Origin of the sequence: Mesorhizobium sp. B2-1-8 (genome assembly GCF_006442545.2) — a bacterium.
GTDB lineage: Bacteria > Pseudomonadota > Alphaproteobacteria > Rhizobiales > Rhizobiaceae > Mesorhizobium.
The window spans coordinates 2,172,752-2,189,639 of record NZ_CP083952.1; the positions used below are offsets into that span (position 1 = coordinate 2,172,752).

Consider the following 16,888-nt stretch of genomic DNA (forward strand, 5'->3'; position numbering starts at 1 on the left):
CCCGAGACAAATGCTTTTAGTATCAATAGCTTAAGGCAAGCTAGGCTTGTCGAGACAGGCGTCTCCAACCCTTCTCGCTAAAAATATCAGATGGTTACGTGACAGTTGTGGTAGCGGGAGACCGCTACATCGCGAGACCCACTATCGAGGAAGCACTCTTCCACTTTCGACGACGTTCAGCGTAAGCTCGAACAGATCGAAGGCGCCAGGCTGATGGGCGTTCAGCGAAACAAACATACTAACCCGCTTGGCTACACGAGTTCGCGGCCGGGGTTTTGCAAATAGCCGTCGCCGCAGATTTCTATGGGCCTGCCTGCGGGTACGTCTCCATGGCCTGTAGCCGCCCATTAGCAAACTGTCTATGTTCGCAAGCGCCGGTACTTTGACCGATTGTGACGCTCACTTGGTCTGACCTATCGACAGTAAAAATCTCGCTATAGTGACTTACGTCTGTTGTGGAGCGGTTGGTAGTGCGTGTGTTTGGAACGAAATGCCCGCCAGGATGAAGCGGATAAATAGTGTCGCTGTCCGATGTTCCGGTACAAGGATTGGAATAGGTACTAGCCGCCCCCAGCTCTTTCGGCGAAATGACAAGTTTCTGAAGCCAAACCACCGGGGGAGAATCTGGCGGCGGCTTCGGTCCCACCCACTCGGGGAATTGTTGGCTGATCAACATCAGCATGATTCCGAACACGATCAGTGCGAAGCTTGGCGTGTTAAGTTCAAACTCGAAGCCACCTGGAAGCTTGATGATATTCTTCTGCGCCGGCGAGGACGGTCTCAAGATCCAGTAAACGACGCCAACGAAGATCAGTACCACCCCTCCATAGAACGCCACCCGGCTCATTGTTCACGATCCCCACTGCGCTGAAGCTCATCCAGCAAATTATCTATCCAGTAATGGCGCATCGACCCAGGGTCAAACGCAAGCTGATGGATATCAAGACCGAGGTCGGTCACTCATTCAAGATGTTCGGGCAATGGCTGGTCAGCGCGACCAGTGCAGGTCGTTTGTCAACCGTATCCGCAAACTAGTTGGTGGAGATGCGCTTGCTGGCGGGTGCTTTGGGATGAGTATCGGAAGCTGCACAAACTGCTGGTCCATCTCGTCGGCCGGGAGGAGCTGTGCGATGCGTCTTGCGACGTTCCATAGACGGAGGGCATCTGTTGGTCCACTTGTAGACCTTGTAGGGTGCTCGACCGTTGGCCGCGGCGCCGCCAACGCCGCAGTTCGATCGACCGCATTTCGGCTGCCCATTTATGCCGGGCGAATGACCGAAAGGCTTTGACTGGAAGTCTGGCGGAAATCAGCAGCGTTTCACGCTGGCTTCACGGCGGGTATTTAAGAAGAATGTGAGGGTCGGGGGGAATAAGCATGAATGCTCATCGCGGGGCCAATACCGCCGGGCCGGCTGTGGCGGGTGGTCAGGGCGTCGCTGCCCTTGGCGATCCACGCCAGGTCCAGTTTCGCAATTTTGGCTGCGCTTCCGGCGCGGACGAAGCTAAGCTCTACAAAGGTCTGGGAGCCCCTTGGGCCACCCAGTGCATGTTTGCCAAACTGCTGCGCCGAATGAGCGCGCCACCCGCCGTAGCTACGAACACAACCAACGACCATATCCCCGCCGGATATACCTACCTCGCTCAACTGGCCGCACACGACATCATCCGCAATTCGTCCCTCAATCCTTTGCTTGCGGCCAACGAGGCGGGTCGTCGCAACGAGCGCGAGCAGGCACTCCTGCTTGATGTGCTTTACGGCGATGGACCATCATCGAATCCCGGTTTGTATGCCTTGCCCAAGGTTGGCGAAGCCGTCAGGTCGATGATGCGGACCGGGCCGATGGCATCGCCTTCAGCAACCGCAATGGCGATGCCGGCGGGCGCCTGTCCCTTTGCCTTGCGCGACTTGCCACGCTTCCAACCGGGCGATCTTAGCGACGGGTTCGAAAATGGTCGAACTGACGTCTTGGTCGCGGACCAGCGTAGCGACGACAACGCCAATATTGCGCAGATGACGGCACTTTTCCTACACCTGCACAACGCAGTGGCCGCCGCACTTAGCGCAAGCGGGCTGCCTAGAGCGGACGTTGAACTGCCGGCAGGCGCATATCTTTTCGATCGGACACGGCGCGTGACGACAGCGATTTACCGGAGCGTGCTGCAAAACGATCTGCTGCCGCGTCTCATCGCCAAGCCAATATGGGACCTTTACCAGGCTAACGGATTTCTGCCTTTGGTCGACACTCTTTCGCAAGGCGTTCCGAAAGAGTTTTCCCACGCGGCGTACCGCCTGGGCCATGCCATGATCAGGCTTTCTTATGTGTTCAATGATCAGCATCCGGAAGGGGAGGGGCTAGAGAACGTCTTGCTCAATCGCTCTTCATCGCGTCCGCACAAGTTCCCGATCTCTGAGCGCTGGATCGCTGACTGGTCGCATTTCTTCGAGATTGCGGGGTCCACGCCGCAGTTCAGTCGGCGTATCGGGCCAACTGTCAACGAAGTGCTGCTCAGTGCTTACACCATGCCGATCCTTTGCGTCGGCCCCGATTCCAAACCACTCGACCCAGCCGCGGCGGTTCTGTTGAACGAAGTCGACAAGGCGGCCCTGCCCGATCCAAATGCTTCCGGACTTTTGTTCAGCGATTTGGTGCGAGGCGCCATTGGCGGCCTTCTCAGGCTTGATGCTTTGATCGAAAAGCTGCCGCAGGCAGTGCTTGCAACCTCTCCGCTGCTCGGCGAGGCGAAGAAACGGAGCCAGGGGATCCAATCGTGGCTTCAAGGGTCGACCGTGGCCTTCACCGCGGCTGAGTTGGCGGAATTGGGTGAAAATCCGCCGTTGTTGTTCTGGTTGCTGTTTGAGGCCGCGACCGAGCAGGACGGCCTGTGTTTCGGCGCGACCGGTTCGGTGATCGTGGGGGACGTCTTCATGGCAAGATTTGCAGCCTCGCGCGCCATGATCGAAGACGATCCAATTACGCAAGACCTCGCTGCCAGGTTGTTTCCCACTGGCATGCCCCGAACAATGTCAGAACTCATCCTCTTCGTTGCCACCGCACTCAACCTGGGCAATGCATGGCCACGGTTTATCACCCCGCCCACAACTCCTGGAGCTTGAACATGGCCGACCCCGTCGACAACCTGGACGCCTTTCCCGAACCGATCCAAACCCTTAACTTCGAGGCGACCGGCCGCAAGGTGGTGCAATGGGCGCAGGATCCGAGCACCCGTCCGCGCGACTTGGCCGAGTTCAAGGCACAACTGGATGGCCTTGTCGTCGTGCCCGAGCGCTACAAGGAAATTCAGATCGTTCAGGGATACGACCACGTCTTTTTCCTGCGATTGCCGCCCAACAACCAGGTGACGCAATCGCAAAAGAAGCTTCAGACCGAACAGGGCGGCATGGCCGACTACGGCATTCCCGAATTCTATTTCGATGCTATTCTCGAAAAGGTGCCGTTCAACCGCGACAGCTTCTTTTATTCACGCATCGCCGACTACACCATTCGGGGCTGCCGATAGGGCTGGCCCCGGCAATGGCTCATGGCTGACGACAATGCCGGCCCCGGCGAGCCCTCGGCGCAGTGTCTCGAGGGCCTCCGAGTTGCAGATCGGAAAGCTATCCATGAGCCACCTGCCGACATTGCCCGGCTCCGGAGGGGTATACCCAAACCACTCTGTCTTCAGTTGCGCTAAAAATCGGTCGGCCTCTTCGTGCGCGGCCCTCTCGTCGCCGAGCAGGGCGAGAGCGGCAGCCTTCCAGCCGCCGATATAGGACACGCTATCGGCGGCGCGCTCGGCCGCTTCGACGCAACCGGCATAGTCGCCAAGCAGGAACCGTACGCCGGCCTGATAGCTCCATTGCAGTCGCGAAACGCCGAGCCCGGTCTGCAGCGCCAAATCGGCTATGCGGTGGGCGTTCTCGCGATCATCGCAATAAGCAAGCCCGAGAGACGCAGAGACCAACGTCCAAGGGTCATTGCCATTGAGTTCGCAGGCCAGGAGGAAGCTGATGGCGGCCTGCTGTGGCATGCCGTTCATCGCGTACGACCACGCCAGATGCAGCTGGCTTCGAGAATCTATCGGATCGATCTGGGTCGCTTGTTTGGCAAACGTCAGCGCTTCCGCATGGCGTTCGCGCCGACGGCCAATGCCAGGAAAGATCAGATGCCGCGAATTGATGATGCCGGCCAACCCTGCATGAGCGGCAGCGAACTGCGGCGACTCTGCGATGATCGATCTGAAGAGCGCCTCGGCGCGTTCTTCAGACTCAGGGCGCCACTGAAAGATAAGTTCCTGCGCTCTCAGCCAGCGGTCGAACTGCTCCAGCGACAGATCCGGGATGCTGGCGATCTGAACCAGCCGTTCGGACGACATGCTTACGCCCAACGCGACCGCAATGCGGCGGATGAGGCGTTGTTGGGTCTGGTACCACTGGCTGTTCTCGATGACGAACTGCTCGCTCCAGATGTAACGCCCCGTGGCGAGTTGCTTGAGCGTCATACTGACACGCAACGTCGGCCCCTCGAGAAAAGCGGTTGCCTCGATGCAATAGGCATTCTCGGTGAGGCGGGGCGGTTGCCCCTCCCATTCCATCACCGCCCAGTCGCGGAACCGCACCAGGGACGCGACAAGTTCACTGCGGAAAATCCGCACCGCGTTGCGCGCGCGCACCGACCCGCTCACCAATTCGAACTCCCGCACGAACAACAGCACGCCGGCGGCAGGCTCCTGCAGCCTCGGCGCCTGTGACCCGAGGCCGCTGGCGGGGGTGGCCACATGCCCCTTGCTCGCGCCACCGATTATGCCGAGCTTGATGTCACTGACCAGCGCTTGCGTGGCGGCTGAAGGTTCGCTGTCGAACTCTGTTTCGAGCAGGTCCCAAAGCCCGTTATAGGCTCTCAAGGCGGTTGCCTGGTCGCCCATCCGAGCCGACGCTTCCATGATGGCCCGGCACCCGACCTCGTTGGTCGGATCGAGATTGTGCAGGGCTTGCCCGGCTCGCTTTAGCGCTGGCCAGTCCGCGGCGGCTTTGGCCATCGCTTCCAGACATGAGATAAATTCGTCCTGGAGACATTGCCGCTGGACGAGGACCCAATTGCGAAACGAAGGGTCGATGTCGTCCAGGCCATTGAGAAAGCTTTCGGCGACACGCTGCCGCTCCAGAAGGACGGGCGGAATCCGGCCAGCTTTCAGATCGCGCCTGATCTCACTCACATCCACCGTGACGTGCGATTGCTTCAGCGTCACGTTGAGCCGGTCTCCGAAGAAAACTCCTTCGACTTCGGCCAGGCAGGCCTTGAGATCGACTACAGTTTGCCTGAGCGAGGCCCTTGCACGCGCCTCGTCCGATTCACTCCAGAGCAAGCCGCAGATACGCTCGCGTGTTTCAAAGCCGTGGGGGCTCAGTGCAAGATAGGCAAGGACCGCGCGCGACTTGCGGTTTCTCACGGCGACCTCCCGCCCAAGTTGGCTTAGCGCTACCTGGTCAAGTGTGGTGACGCTGATCAGCGGCGCAGTCCTCGTTGGGGATTCGTGCCCGATCATCCCCGCAACTCACCGCTCTACATAAGATCGGCGCGGCCACTTGGGCCGGCCTGATCGATCAGGCAACGAAGCCGACGTGACTGGAACGGCGACGGAAAAGGTTGCAGCCCAGGGACGAAGACTTTGGCGACGGGAATGTCAAACATCGGCGTGGTCAGATCCACAGCATATATGCAGTATTGCTTTTTAAGCATTTCGCCAACCAAGGATAGGAAATTCAAGTCCTTTTCATCATTTTTGTGCATCAGCAGGCCACTGGAAAGGTGTGAGACGAGGTCAGTGTCCATTGCGCTGGCCTCGGAGCGCTCCGACTGCAGGCGCTCGACCTCGTCGCGTTTCTCATCTCCGTGCTCTGCGCGCTTCATCGCCATCAGGTCGATCGCTAACTCCATCTGACACATTTCGAGCAGCGCCGCCCTGAGCGCGTTACCCGCATCCAGCCTGCAAGCGAGACCGACTGCCAGGTGGCGACCATCCGCGTCGAAGGATAGCGCGGCGGTCACGGGCGCGGGGAACTCACCCGATATGTCGAGAAACTGGGTGCATCTGCCGAGCTTGTCCTGCCTTATGCGTGCAAGCAGATCGGGCACACCCGCGCGGGCAAGCGCTTCCAGTCCGATTAGCCGGCCGCCGCGCCTGCTGCGCCACCACGCGGCAGCCGCATCTCGCTCGATTGTTTCCAGCAGCGCCGAGGTCAGGGCAGCCTCGTGGGTTATCCCCGCGGCGCATCCGCAACTGGTTACCCAGGCGCTTCGGTTTGCACCACGAATGAAAAGTGTCTCGGGCAAATAGCCCTGTCGTCCGTCGTCCAGCCGGCGTACGGGCACCCACCGGTCACTTTCGCCAAAACCAGATTGTACACAGAAATCGTCCAGGTGTTCAGCCAGCCGAGCGTCCTGCCAATGACTTATACCATCTGCTATCGTGCGGTTCATCGTCCCGTGCGGCACATGCCATTCGCTGTGATATTCGATGCCCTCGCCGATGCAGGCCTCGAACGCACGCCCCGGGGTGAGGCCGACACCGCTGAAGCTGGCAGAAGCGGCCGAGGGCGAACCAGCCCAGTTGCGGTTTACCTGCGCACCAAAGAAGTAAAGTCCGGGGGAATAGCGGGCATGCAAGCGGAACAGATTGCCGAAATTTGCCGCAGCGTGCAGTAATCCACGGCGGTTATTTGCTGCCATCGGGTCGGGATCTGTATCGCTAGGGCCCAGGTAGCCAAGCGCTCCGAGCAACCCGCGCGCCATTGCATCCTGTTCAGGCGCCAATTCTTGCGGCTGTGAATAAAACCGTGCTGCCAGTTCAAACGCATTAACGGCGGTCAATCCACCATCCTCGCTGTTGAAGCAAACCGTTCCCTACCGACTGCCACTTTCGCCTGACGATTTTGATCGGGTCAACAAAACGTTGCGTGCAAGACGATCCGAACTTCACAAAAACACGGGAGCCAAAGACGTCATCATCTCACGCTGGTTTCACGCTAGTTGGTCTAATGGTCAATTCAGAGAGGTCATCTCGGAGTTGGACCTCCCAAGCCCCATCGCGACGCCTGCGGATCGGCGCGAACTCGCATCCTCCCGGCGCGCTGCCGCGGGGCCAAGACCGGATGGGGTCGGTTTTGTGCCTCGCGGCCCGCTGGAGTGGCAACGGCAGATTCTTCGACACAAAGCCATCCTGCGACAAGGCAGGGCGGCAAGATATGGAGATCACAATGGTATCGCATGGCACACCGCCTCGGGGCATTGATGCGACACGATCGCCGCTGTTTGAAGGCCGTTTCGGCCGCATGTTCCGCAATCTGGCGCCCGCCTCGTTCGGGGCAAACGAGGCACAGAACCGGCGCAATCTCAAGGCGCTCGGCACGGCCATGTCCGCTGGCATTGACGAACCGAAAGATGGGCCTGATGCCGAGGAAAGCGGCATCCCTGCGCTCTACACTTATTTTGGACAGTTCGTGGATCACGACATCACCTTTGATCCCGTCAGCACCCTACGCAAATCGCTTGACCCGGATGGCCTGGTGGATTTCCGCACGCCAAGCTTCAACCTGGACAACGTCTATGGGCGCGGCCCGGCCGACCAACCATACATGTACACAAGCGAGGGCCGATTCCGGCACGGGGAAGCCTTGACGGGAACGGGCGGCCACTCCGGACACGATCTGCCCCGCTTCGGCGGACGAGCGATCATCGGCGACCCCCGCAATGACGAGAACAGTCTCGTCTCCCAGCTTCAGGGGCTGATGCTCGACGTGCACAACCGGATGCTCGATGACAATCCGGGGTTGGACTTTGAAGCCGTTCAGCAGCTTGTCCGTTTCCACTACCAATATGTCGTCCTGAACGACTTTCTGGCCCGGATTGTTTCGGCGCCAATCCTCGACGCCCTCAGGACGGACGGCCACTTTGATCAAAAGCTCTTACGCTACTTCCACTGGCGCAACCTGCCGTTCATGCCGGTGGAGTTTTCGGTTGCCGCCTACAGGCTTGGCCATTCGATGGTCAGGCCCGGTTACCGGCTGAATAATGACAAACTGCTGCCGATCTTCCCGCGCGCCCACGAACCACACGAAGAAGCTCTCACCGGATTTCAAGCTATGAGACCAGGGCGCGCGCTGGATTGGGGTCGATTTATCGATGTTGACGAGCGTGCCGGTGGAACAGATCCCGGCACAAGCGACCCGGCAAACAAACGTCGCCTGCAATTTGCCTACAGGATCGACACATCTCTCGTAGGCTTCCTGCACGACCTACCAAAAACCGTGGCGGCTGACCCGCCGGCGTCGCTCGGTGAGCGCAACCTCTTGCGGGGCTGGCTGCTCGGCCTGCCGTCCGGCCAGAGCATTGCACGCGCCATGCGGATCGAGCCCTTGACCGATGAAGCCATCATCATAGGCAAGGCAGTGGACGCTCCAGAGGATGGAGATGTCGTGGGGCCAATTATCAAGGCGGTCAATGACAACGGTGGGGACGGCAACGCGTTCGCCGGCAACTGTCCGCTTTGGGCTTATGTTCTGGCCGAGGCGTCGGCAAACAGGAGCGACATTCCAATCCCTGTCACAGGGGGCGGCACCCGCTCGACGCCGCAACTTGGACCGGTCGGCGGTCGCATTGTCGCGGAGGTCTTCCTTGGGTTGCTGTTTGGCGACGGCAGATCCTACCTGTCGCTTGATCCTTTGTGGAAGCCCGTGACTGGAGCGGGCTTCAGACTCAAGGACCTGGTCTCCTACGGGCTCGGTATGGGGCCGTCGCTTCACTACCGGTAGGGCCGTGACCGACATACGTCCCGATGCCGGGAAGGGAAAGATACCAACTGCCTCACCTGGTGAGGCGTTTATGACCCTTCCTTCCAAAAGCTTACTTCGTCTTGCGAGGAAAGAGAATGTCTTTGCCAATATTTGGCTATTTCTACCGCTTTCTTTGCATCGGCGTGTTGTGCATGGCTGCTGTAGGCTGCATGCCTGAAGACGGCTTCCGTCGCTATGCGGGCGCTGTTGGCCCTGATCTTTATTCCAAGCAAACCGTGGCCAACACTGCCTTGCTCAACGCTTACACCGAGAGCATTTGCACTCAAGCAGGACTGGCGTCCGGCGGGCAATGCGCCATCAGGACGACCACTGACTGGAAGAACTTCGTCGATATGGGTCTCTACGATATCGATCAACGCTGCGACTCTTTCTTGGATGGGCTCTACTACAAAGCTAAGACCAGCGACTCGATCCTGGCCCAGGTCGCGGACACTGGCAGTTTTTCTGCTGCGGTTCTGGATGCAACCTCGTCGTCGGTACCTTCGATAAAGATCGTTGCCGCCGCCTTCGGCCTGGCCGAAAACACTTTTCGCAACACCAACAAGACCTTGCTGGAGGCGCTAGACGCGACGACGGTCAAGTCCCTAGTTTTCCGCCGTCAGCACGACATCAAGCAAGAAATCTACGGCACGACGGTCTGGAACAAGCCGCAGGCGCTGCACGCTCTACGCACCTATCTACGCGTCTGCATGCCGTTTGCCATTGAAATGGAAGCCAATGCGGTGCTGACCACTGCGCAGCGGACGGATGAACCTGGCAAGTCATACATCACATTCGACTCGAACAATGCCCCACTGGGTGGCGGCGCCAAGGTCAATGAGGGTCGCATTCGGCCGCGCCCACCCGTGAAATCTTGGGCGTCCGTCAACACTAGCGGCATTCCGATCGACCTGCCCACTGCCAAGGCCATCCAGAAAGCGCTGTGCTTTCCTGACACAGCGCCGGTCGGCAAACCGCAGGCTAATGGCGAATATGGTGCCCAGACCGAGGCCGCACTTAAGATCTTCAAAGCCGCAAACGCACGTAAGTACGACTTGAAAGAATGGCGAGATATAAAGGTGGTCCTTGATACATCCGACTTGGGTGTTCTACGTGACAGCAAGGATTGTGGCGTTGAGCAAAAGAATTACCTGGAGAGACACCTTTCCACAGATAGCACTTTCAACAAAGCCTTGACTGTATTTCTCAGGAAGAAATATGGCGCGGAGATACCCGATAACGCGTCGCTCGATGCCTTGAGAAAATATATCGTGAAGTACAAAACTGATCCAAAGGTCAGCCCAAAAATCTCTTCCGATCCGGACGGAATGTTTCTCGATCAGATAACTCCCGATTTTTACAATTTATTCAGCGGGTTCAGCAGTTAGCTTGGGAATTTTTCTCCAAGGGAGATGGTTATGTACTACCAGTTCAAGCTGCCAACTCGTTTGAAGGTCAGCCCTGATCTTGCATCCGCTGACGGCGATGAGGTTCTTCCGGATGAAATTGGTTTTGCAAACGCCGAGAATGGGAATTGGGTCCAACTGACAATTTATAGCCAGCTGGACAAACCCGCCACCGGCTGGGCCCGCAAAAGCGGCGACGATGGGCAGGTTCGGCTGGTTGAGGTCGCTGCCCCACCACGATTAGAATTCGGCATCTGGTCGTTTATCAAAGGATGTATCGACGCAGAGTTCTGGATCAACGGTCAAGACAAAAATAGCCCGTTCTTCGTGGCGGCGGACTACCTGATAGCTTGGGCTCTCATCGAGACGAAGAACAAACCTGGCAACATCGGACCCAAGACATCCCCCGGAGACGGAACCGGACCTTTCCAACTAACCACCACGGAATGGGCTACATTCCTGGCAGACCCGATAGCAGCTGACTACTCAGCGGCCAGCCGCGATATTGGCCTCGATCAAATTGCCGGGGCGGCATTTCTCGCCCGCAAGGCGATGTCCGATATGTCAGCCGCAATCACGCAGAACGATGCGGCGGCCGGCGTGACGGATACGCAAACCGTCGCGGGCCCCTACATTCCGGCCTATATCGATGTTCTCCTGGTTCACATGTTCGGCTTGCCAACAGCCAAGAGTTTTCGAACTGTGAAACTTGCCGGCCAGGGCGGGACCGCGGTTGACGACGTTCTCAAGCAATCGTTCAGCGATGCGGATGTGCAAGCGTATCTCAAGACACGGGACAATGTTCTGAAGGATTGGGATTCGGGTGTCATCGAAACGGTCGACGGGGCGATCGTCAATGTCCAGAACCTGTTGGCAGCCGCTTTCGCCAAGGCGTTTGCACTGATCCAAGAGCAGGCTCCGGAGGATCTGCCAAAGGCTGATGGTGTGGCGTCATGGTTTGCGATTGCCGACAACGAGCGGGTGGCTTGGGAACCTTTGGGCGATGAGACAACACCCACCGCTCAAACACGCATTCGAGGGTATTTCCAGTCGATTGGCCAGCCCCTGCGCGATGCGGATGCCATACCACCATGGTGCGGCGCCTTTGCCGGATTTTGCGTGAACACTGCCAGTCCAGTTCTTCTCAAGACGATCAAGGGAAATCCGCTAAGCGCGGGCAGTTGGCAATCCTTCGGCAACGAGAGCATCCAACTTGGTGATCCCAATCCACCGCGGGGTGCGATCGTCGTGCTTTCGCCGGACAAGAATTCGTCCAGCGCCAGCCATGTCGGCTTCTTTTCACGCTATCTGGGCTCCGACAACGCGCAAGTCGAATTGCTCGGCGGCAACCAGAGCGACCGCGTGACTTTGACCAAGTTTGATCGCTCGAAAATAATCGTCATCCGCTGGCAGAGCGCGCAGAAGTCTGTCGATAACAATGCCGGTGACGCAGCGCTAGGAGCCGCCGACGCTGGACAGTTCAGCACGTTGCTCGATTTCATCGGGCAGTTCGAGAGTGGCGACAATTACAACGCCTATTTTGCCCATTCCGGGAACACCAACAATCCTGCATTGGTGGGCATGACCCTGCGAGACATCCTGATTTTTCAGGACCAGCTGGTCGCTCGCCACAAGATCTCTTCCGCCTGCGGCAAGTACCAGATTGTCAGGAACACCCTGCGGGGCCTGATAACCCACGGCGCCATCGGACCTGCCGACACTTTCTCGTCAGGCAACCAGGACCAGTTGGCAATAGCGCTGATGAAGGAACGAGGCCTCGGCGCCTTCCTCAGTGGCAACATGTCGGAAGATCAATTCGCACTAAATCTGGCCAAGGAGTGGGCCTCCATGCCGGTGCCGATTGCTACCAAAGGCCAGTTTAGAAACGTGAAGCCGGGCGAAAGCTACTACGCGAGCGACGGGGTGAACAAGGCGCTCACGACGGTTGAAAAATTCCGGGCAGCGGTAAGAAGCGCTCAGAAATAGAAGACGATGGGTCCTGGGGGAGGGCGACACATGCTTGAGGGATTGACGTCACGGTTTGTGGCCAAATGTTTTGCCGTAGCTGGTGTCGGACTGTTGGTCGTGTGCCTCGCACTTGCCGGATGGCAGAGACTGCACGGCACCAGCGATCCAACCGAAGCCGAGTGCGAGGCCAATCTCTTGCCCGCCGTCGCGCCGCAAGGTGAGGCTTTGATGAGAGCTGGCAAACTGCAAGTGTTGGGCGTCTGGCCCCACAAGACGTCCATAAACCGCAGTATCTGCCTAGCCATCGCCGGCGTGGTTTCAGAATCTTCCGACATAGGCCTAGCGGATGACGTCAACCGAGCGCAAAAGGCGCGTGACGATGCGCAAGCCAGCTATGAGACTGCGGCTCTGTCTTCAAGAGACGCTGCGTGGGACAAGCTGCAAAAGGCCAACACGACCCTGTCAACGGCGCTTGCCGCCGCGGCTGGTCTACCACAGCCGGTCCCCTTGTCGGTCTTCCTGAATGGCAACGTCGTTCCCAATTTGACGGTCAAAGCCTATGCCAAATGGGCACGCCAGATTGTTCTAATCCCACTGATGGTACCGCCGAGTGCTGAGGAAAGCGGCGCAGGCTTCTGGCGCGATCTCCTGGGCGCCAGGCCAACAGACGGAAACAATACCTCCGCCGGCGCGGATAAGCCCAAGGTCGGCGAAAAGGCCGTTTCTGTCGGCCTTTCCCGCAGCTCAGCCACAATGCCCGAACCGATGGGGCGCACTGCCCTCACAGTTGTGATCTACGATATGGTAACCCTGTGGGCCGGCATCCTTGCATTCCTTTGCTTTGCCATCAGTTTCTGCGGTTTGGCACGACATACGACGATGCTACGCGACAACAGCCAAACCGGCAAAGCGTCGCTGTTGGCCTCTGATGCTGTGGCGGCAGCGCTCGCGGCTGATAGCGAAGCAACAGCAAAGGCAAAGGTTGCAGCCGCTGCCGCCGAGAAAGCCAAGAGCGACGCCGACGCCGCCCAGGCTGCTGCCGCCGCCGCAGATGCGGCCACGAAAACCGCCGCGACCGACAATGCGGCGAAGGCCGCGGTCGCGCTGACGGTTGCTGCCGGTGCCGTCACAGCCACAACTGCTGCAGCGAATGATGCTGCGGCGGCCTTGACGGCAGCTCAAACCACGGCGCTCGCAACGGCAAAGACAGGAGATGTTGACCAGCCGCTGGGTCCATACAGCCTTGCTCGGACGCAAATGGCGTTCTGGATGATTCTCACGATCGCCGGGTTCATTTTCATCTGGCTCAGCATGGGTATTTACATTGGATTGATCACCAGCGGAATTCTTGTACTGCTAGGGATTAACGCCACGTCTGGGCTGGCTGCAATCAGTCTTAACGACGAAAGCGACAAAACCAGCGTGTCAAAATCGTTCTGTCAAGACATCCTGAACGATGGTGACGGGCCGGCGCTGCATCGCATCCAAGCGGTGGCCTGGACCGCGATTCTAGGCATTATTTTCATATGGAACGTCTTCTGGAATTTCGCTTTCATCAATTTCGATACCAACCTGCTTCTGCTGATTGGCGTGGCGCAAGGCATGTACCTGGGCTTCAAATGGAAGGAGGCACCGGCCAAGTAGGATTATAGCTCAACAGCCGTTGGCTGCTGTTAAAGTCGCATCCTCTTTTGATATCTGGAATGCTATTGCGCTATTGCAATGCAACTGGACCGCTGGTGAATTTGTGCCGTTAATGTGAGGGCAGATGGTAAAGAATATTGTCGTTTTCTCAGACGGCACCGGCCAACGTGGCGGGATCTTCGTCGATGAGAACCGAAGTAACATCTACAAGCTCTACCGTGCCACCCGCTGCGGCCCTGAATCCTTGGTAAATCCTGCGGAACAAGTAGCTTTCTATAATCCGGGAATTGGGACGCTCGCGCCCAAGGCCGGCCTTATCGGTTCTATCAGCAGGCGAGTTTATAACCTGGTCAGCCAAGCGCTAGGATTAGGGCTAACCGGGAATATCATAGACTGCTATGCCGCTACCATTCGTCTTTGGCGGCCCGGTGACCGAATTTTCCTTTTCGGATTCAGCCGCGGCGCCTACACGATCAGGTGCCTGGCGGCAACCATCTGTAAATGTGGAATTCCCACAAGGATGAAAGATGGCTCGCCGCTTCGGTATGACGAACCCACTTTCAAAGCCATCGCGCGGGAAGCAGTATTGCGTGTTTATCAGCATACGAGCTCTTGGAATCGATCGACGGCAACGTCCCGACAGTTAGAGCTCCTCGATCAGCGTGATGCGCTGGCTGCACCTGTCGATAATTTGGCGGACTCCTGAACAAATTCGAATTCATCCGACTATCCTCTGGCTTCTACTCAATGCCAGACTTTACGAGAAAATATGCATCCACCAGCATCCATTCCGTCGTCTCCCAAAAGATATAACTAGGCTTGTCACAATGTGAAATAATGCTTGTAAAGCGGCAGACAAAATGACAAAATGCCGCTATCGATGAACGCATGTTAAACTCTCTTATGGAGTTATGAGCATGAAAAAGCTACTAGTTGTAATAATTGGAGTTGCAACCTTGGCCTTAGTTGTTCTTGGGCCGACCTCAGGCAATGCGCTTGGCTCGTGTAACCCTGCTTCTCAAGTTTGCAGCTGATGGGGAATTCTCGTGTTGCCGACCACGCCGATTGTTGCCGCCTCCGCTGAGGGAGATGCTCTTCGAGCCTATCTATGGTATTGGGGAACTTTTTCGTTCGGATTGTTGATATTGTTATTGTTTTCCTGGCGGAAATTTAATGAAATAATTCTCCCCCCGGACAAAAATCTCACGGTGCTTCTGTCTGGTCTCACGGTTTCGTCAATTTCTACTCGCGGTCAGTCTCTGCGGGGGTTCGCGGGATATTTCTTTGGATTTGGCCTTGCCTACACCGGCTTGTGCATTTGCCAACCGCTTGCTGCGTGGAGCTTCCAAGTTTCGACGGGTCAAAAGCTTGCCGACGCTTGGGCGAGCCCTGCGGGCCCATTAGTAGTCCTCTCGCTTCTTGTGGGCGTTGTGCCAAATTTGAAAGTAGTTGACGAGTTCGAAAAGGCTTTAAGACGGATTTCGCAAAGGATCGCAGGAATACCTGATGATATACTTGACGTTATGGATACGATTAGGAGTCTGCCAATCGACGCAGAGGCATCACGCGACATTTCGTCGGAGACGAGGCAGTTATTATCGAGCCTCAATATGATCGTTGCGGTTCTACGGTACTCCGAAGTAGATCGAAAATCTCTTATGACCGCGATACTGCACGCCAATCTCTTAGGTCCATGGATTTACGGGCCCGGTGCGCCTGTGATTTGGTCAGGTCGAATTCTCAGCAGGTTAACCGTCCCGCGGTCCCTCGTCTCGGTTGAGGCAAACCAATATATAGCGGACCTTGAGGTCCTGATACGTGACTGGGACAGGCATCTCCAGCCCGCTCTCGACGTGGTTCTGGCTGATAAGAAATCGTCGTTTCTTGAAATTGTCAACGATAGCTCGATGTCCATAACCCCACTGCTGCGCGAGGCAGTTGATGTATTCATTAGAGATAACGACGAGGCGTTGGATGACGTAAAGATCCGAATGCTGAAAGTTCAGGACGATGTGCAGATCGTTTCAGACCATTGTGACTGTCTTTTCGCGATACTTGCAACAGGCGACGAAAAGAGGCGCGACGACGTTGGTTCGATATTTGTAAAGACTGCGATATCGCAACTAAAGCGTGCATCTCTTGGGCATATTCTCGACCCGATCATTTTTTCATCCCTAATTGGTTCATTATCTTGTTTGGTTGTTGCGATTGGACTGAGAACTGTGAAGTCAATTGCTCGGCACGACACGGTCGATTCATCCAAGTTTATTTCTGCGACATTGAACCTAGGCCTAAACAATTCTATCGCGCTGCTATTTCTTTTTACTATTCCGGTTCTGGCTGCAGTCACAATTCGCTATTGGGGGCGCGGATATAGGCCGCTATTCCGAAAGAATGAGCCGTTTCCTGTATCGCGGGTTTTTTACTTGTTGGTAGCTGTATTTATTGTCGCCGCCTTATTTCAGGTCGTTTATTATCTCGGGTCACAGCTGATTTATGTTGGTCCTACTCCTAACGTAAAATCGCAGATGTCGGAGATATTCTATACTTTTTTCTTTGTGATACTGCTTCAACAGATTGCGCTATCCCTTGTTGGGTGTTTTCTGGCGATGGCCGTCTGCTATATTTTTGATATTGGCCTGTTCGGTACCGGTAACGACGGAGTTGGCGGTGGTGGTCGGATCGGCGCATCAATTTTCACGGTTTCGTTAGTCGTCGTTTTATTGTTGATGTTTGTGGCGGTGCAGGTCAAGTTATTTCCCCCGTACTATTTCGCTGATCGGGTTGATGAAAGCGGCATAGTTGTGAAATGGTATGATAACATTACCGGTGATTGTACTGCGATTGGTGTCTTTCTGTTGGTTTTTGTCTCGACACTTCTGCATCAGGTCACATATTTGAGAGCCCAGGACGGCCGATAGCATGCGGGGCCGCGAGGCCGCACGGAGGTTCAAAGGCCTTCGTATCGTCTAGATATTGCTGGTATTGCGCGATTCCATGGCTGACATGAAGCTCAAAGCTGCCGTCGGGTCAGATACGT

The 16,888-nt window shown here is 56.8% G+C and carries 11 protein-coding genes; 8 read left to right on the forward strand and 3 right to left on the reverse strand.

The window, feature by feature from the left end; all coding sequences use genetic code 11:
- Positions 1-301: 301 nt before the first annotated feature.
- On the reverse strand, positions 302-847 hold the full coding sequence (locus tag FJ970_RS10580) for a hypothetical protein (protein WP_140758572.1): 546 nt from the start codon (positions 845-847) through the stop codon (positions 302-304).
- Between the two features lie 528 nt (positions 848-1,375).
- Here FJ970_RS10580 and FJ970_RS10585 point away from each other — a divergent pair.
- Both FJ970_RS10585 and FJ970_RS10590 read left to right on the forward strand, forming a co-directional pair.
- Entirely contained in the window at positions 1,376-3,115 is a 1,740-nt protein-coding gene (locus FJ970_RS10585; protein ID WP_140758571.1) for a peroxidase family protein, read from the forward strand.
- Positions 3,116-3,117: 2 nt separating this feature from the next.
- A complete protein-coding gene (locus tag FJ970_RS10590; RefSeq protein WP_140758570.1) occupies positions 3,118-3,519 on the forward strand; it encodes a hypothetical protein in 402 nt (133 codons plus the stop codon).
- Here the strand turns inward: FJ970_RS10590 and FJ970_RS10595 are convergent.
- Positions 3,481-5,448: an AfsR/SARP family transcriptional regulator gene (locus FJ970_RS10595; RefSeq protein WP_227792086.1), complete on the reverse strand. Its 1,968-nt coding sequence runs from the start codon at positions 5,446-5,448 to the stop codon at positions 3,481-3,483. The two genes, FJ970_RS10590 and FJ970_RS10595, sit on opposite strands and share 39 nt — an antisense overlap.
- A gap of 113 nt (positions 5,449-5,561) precedes the next feature.
- Positions 5,562-6,869: a YcaO-like family protein gene (locus FJ970_RS10600; protein ID WP_227792087.1), complete on the reverse strand. Its 1,308-nt coding sequence runs from the start codon at positions 6,867-6,869 to the stop codon at positions 5,562-5,564.
- A 386-nt stretch (positions 6,870-7,255) separates the two neighbouring features.
- Between FJ970_RS10600 and FJ970_RS10605 the strand changes: the two genes are divergently transcribed.
- From FJ970_RS10605 to FJ970_RS10630, 6 genes are all read left to right on the forward strand, one after another.
- Positions 7,256-8,809: a peroxidase family protein gene (locus FJ970_RS10605; RefSeq protein ID WP_140758568.1), complete on the forward strand. Its 1,554-nt coding sequence runs from the start codon at positions 7,256-7,258 to the stop codon at positions 8,807-8,809.
- Positions 8,810-8,925: 116 nt separating this feature from the next.
- Positions 8,926-10,218 (forward strand): hypothetical protein, encoded by a 1,293-nt coding sequence (locus FJ970_RS10610; protein WP_140758567.1) that lies wholly within the window; start codon positions 8,926-8,928, stop codon positions 10,216-10,218.
- A gap of 30 nt (positions 10,219-10,248) precedes the next feature.
- Positions 10,249-12,222 carry a hypothetical protein gene (locus tag FJ970_RS10615; RefSeq protein WP_140758566.1) on the forward strand — a complete coding sequence of 658 codons (1,974 nt, stop codon included), beginning with the start codon at positions 10,249-10,251 and terminating at the stop codon, positions 12,220-12,222.
- A 30-nt stretch (positions 12,223-12,252) separates the two neighbouring features.
- Complete coding sequence (locus FJ970_RS10620; protein ID WP_140758565.1) at positions 12,253-13,848, forward strand: hypothetical protein; 1,596 nt, start codon at positions 12,253-12,255, stop codon at positions 13,846-13,848.
- Positions 13,849-13,972: 124 nt separating this feature from the next.
- Positions 13,973-14,554 (forward strand): T6SS phospholipase effector Tle1-like catalytic domain-containing protein, encoded by a 582-nt coding sequence (locus tag FJ970_RS10625; protein WP_140758564.1) that lies wholly within the window; start codon positions 13,973-13,975, stop codon positions 14,552-14,554.
- 340 nt (positions 14,555-14,894) lie between these two features.
- Entirely contained in the window at positions 14,895-16,769 is a 1,875-nt protein-coding gene (locus FJ970_RS10630; protein ID WP_140758563.1) for a hypothetical protein, read from the forward strand.
- Positions 16,770-16,888: the final 119 nt, after the last annotated feature.

Excerpts from the sequence above, each read along its gene's own strand:
- FJ970_RS10580 (WP_140758572.1), bottom strand. The coding sequence starts at position 847 with ATGAGCCGGGTGGCGTTCTATGGAGGGGTGGTACTGATCTTCGTTGGC.
- FJ970_RS10585 (WP_140758571.1), top strand. The coding sequence starts at position 1,376 with ATGAATGCTCATCGCGGGGCCAATACCGCCGGGCCGGCTGTGGCGGGT.
- FJ970_RS10590 (WP_140758570.1), top strand. The coding sequence starts at position 3,118 with ATGGCCGACCCCGTCGACAACCTGGACGCCTTTCCCGAACCGATCCAA.
- FJ970_RS10605 (WP_140758568.1), top strand. The coding sequence starts at position 7,256 with ATGGTATCGCATGGCACACCGCCTCGGGGCATTGATGCGACACGATCG.
- FJ970_RS10610 (WP_140758567.1), top strand. The coding sequence starts at position 8,926 with ATGTCTTTGCCAATATTTGGCTATTTCTACCGCTTTCTTTGCATCGGC.
- FJ970_RS10615 (WP_140758566.1), top strand. The coding sequence starts at position 10,249 with ATGTACTACCAGTTCAAGCTGCCAACTCGTTTGAAGGTCAGCCCTGAT.
- FJ970_RS10620 (WP_140758565.1), top strand. The coding sequence starts at position 12,253 with ATGCTTGAGGGATTGACGTCACGGTTTGTGGCCAAATGTTTTGCCGTA.
- FJ970_RS10625 (WP_140758564.1), top strand. The coding sequence starts at position 13,973 with ATGGTAAAGAATATTGTCGTTTTCTCAGACGGCACCGGCCAACGTGGC.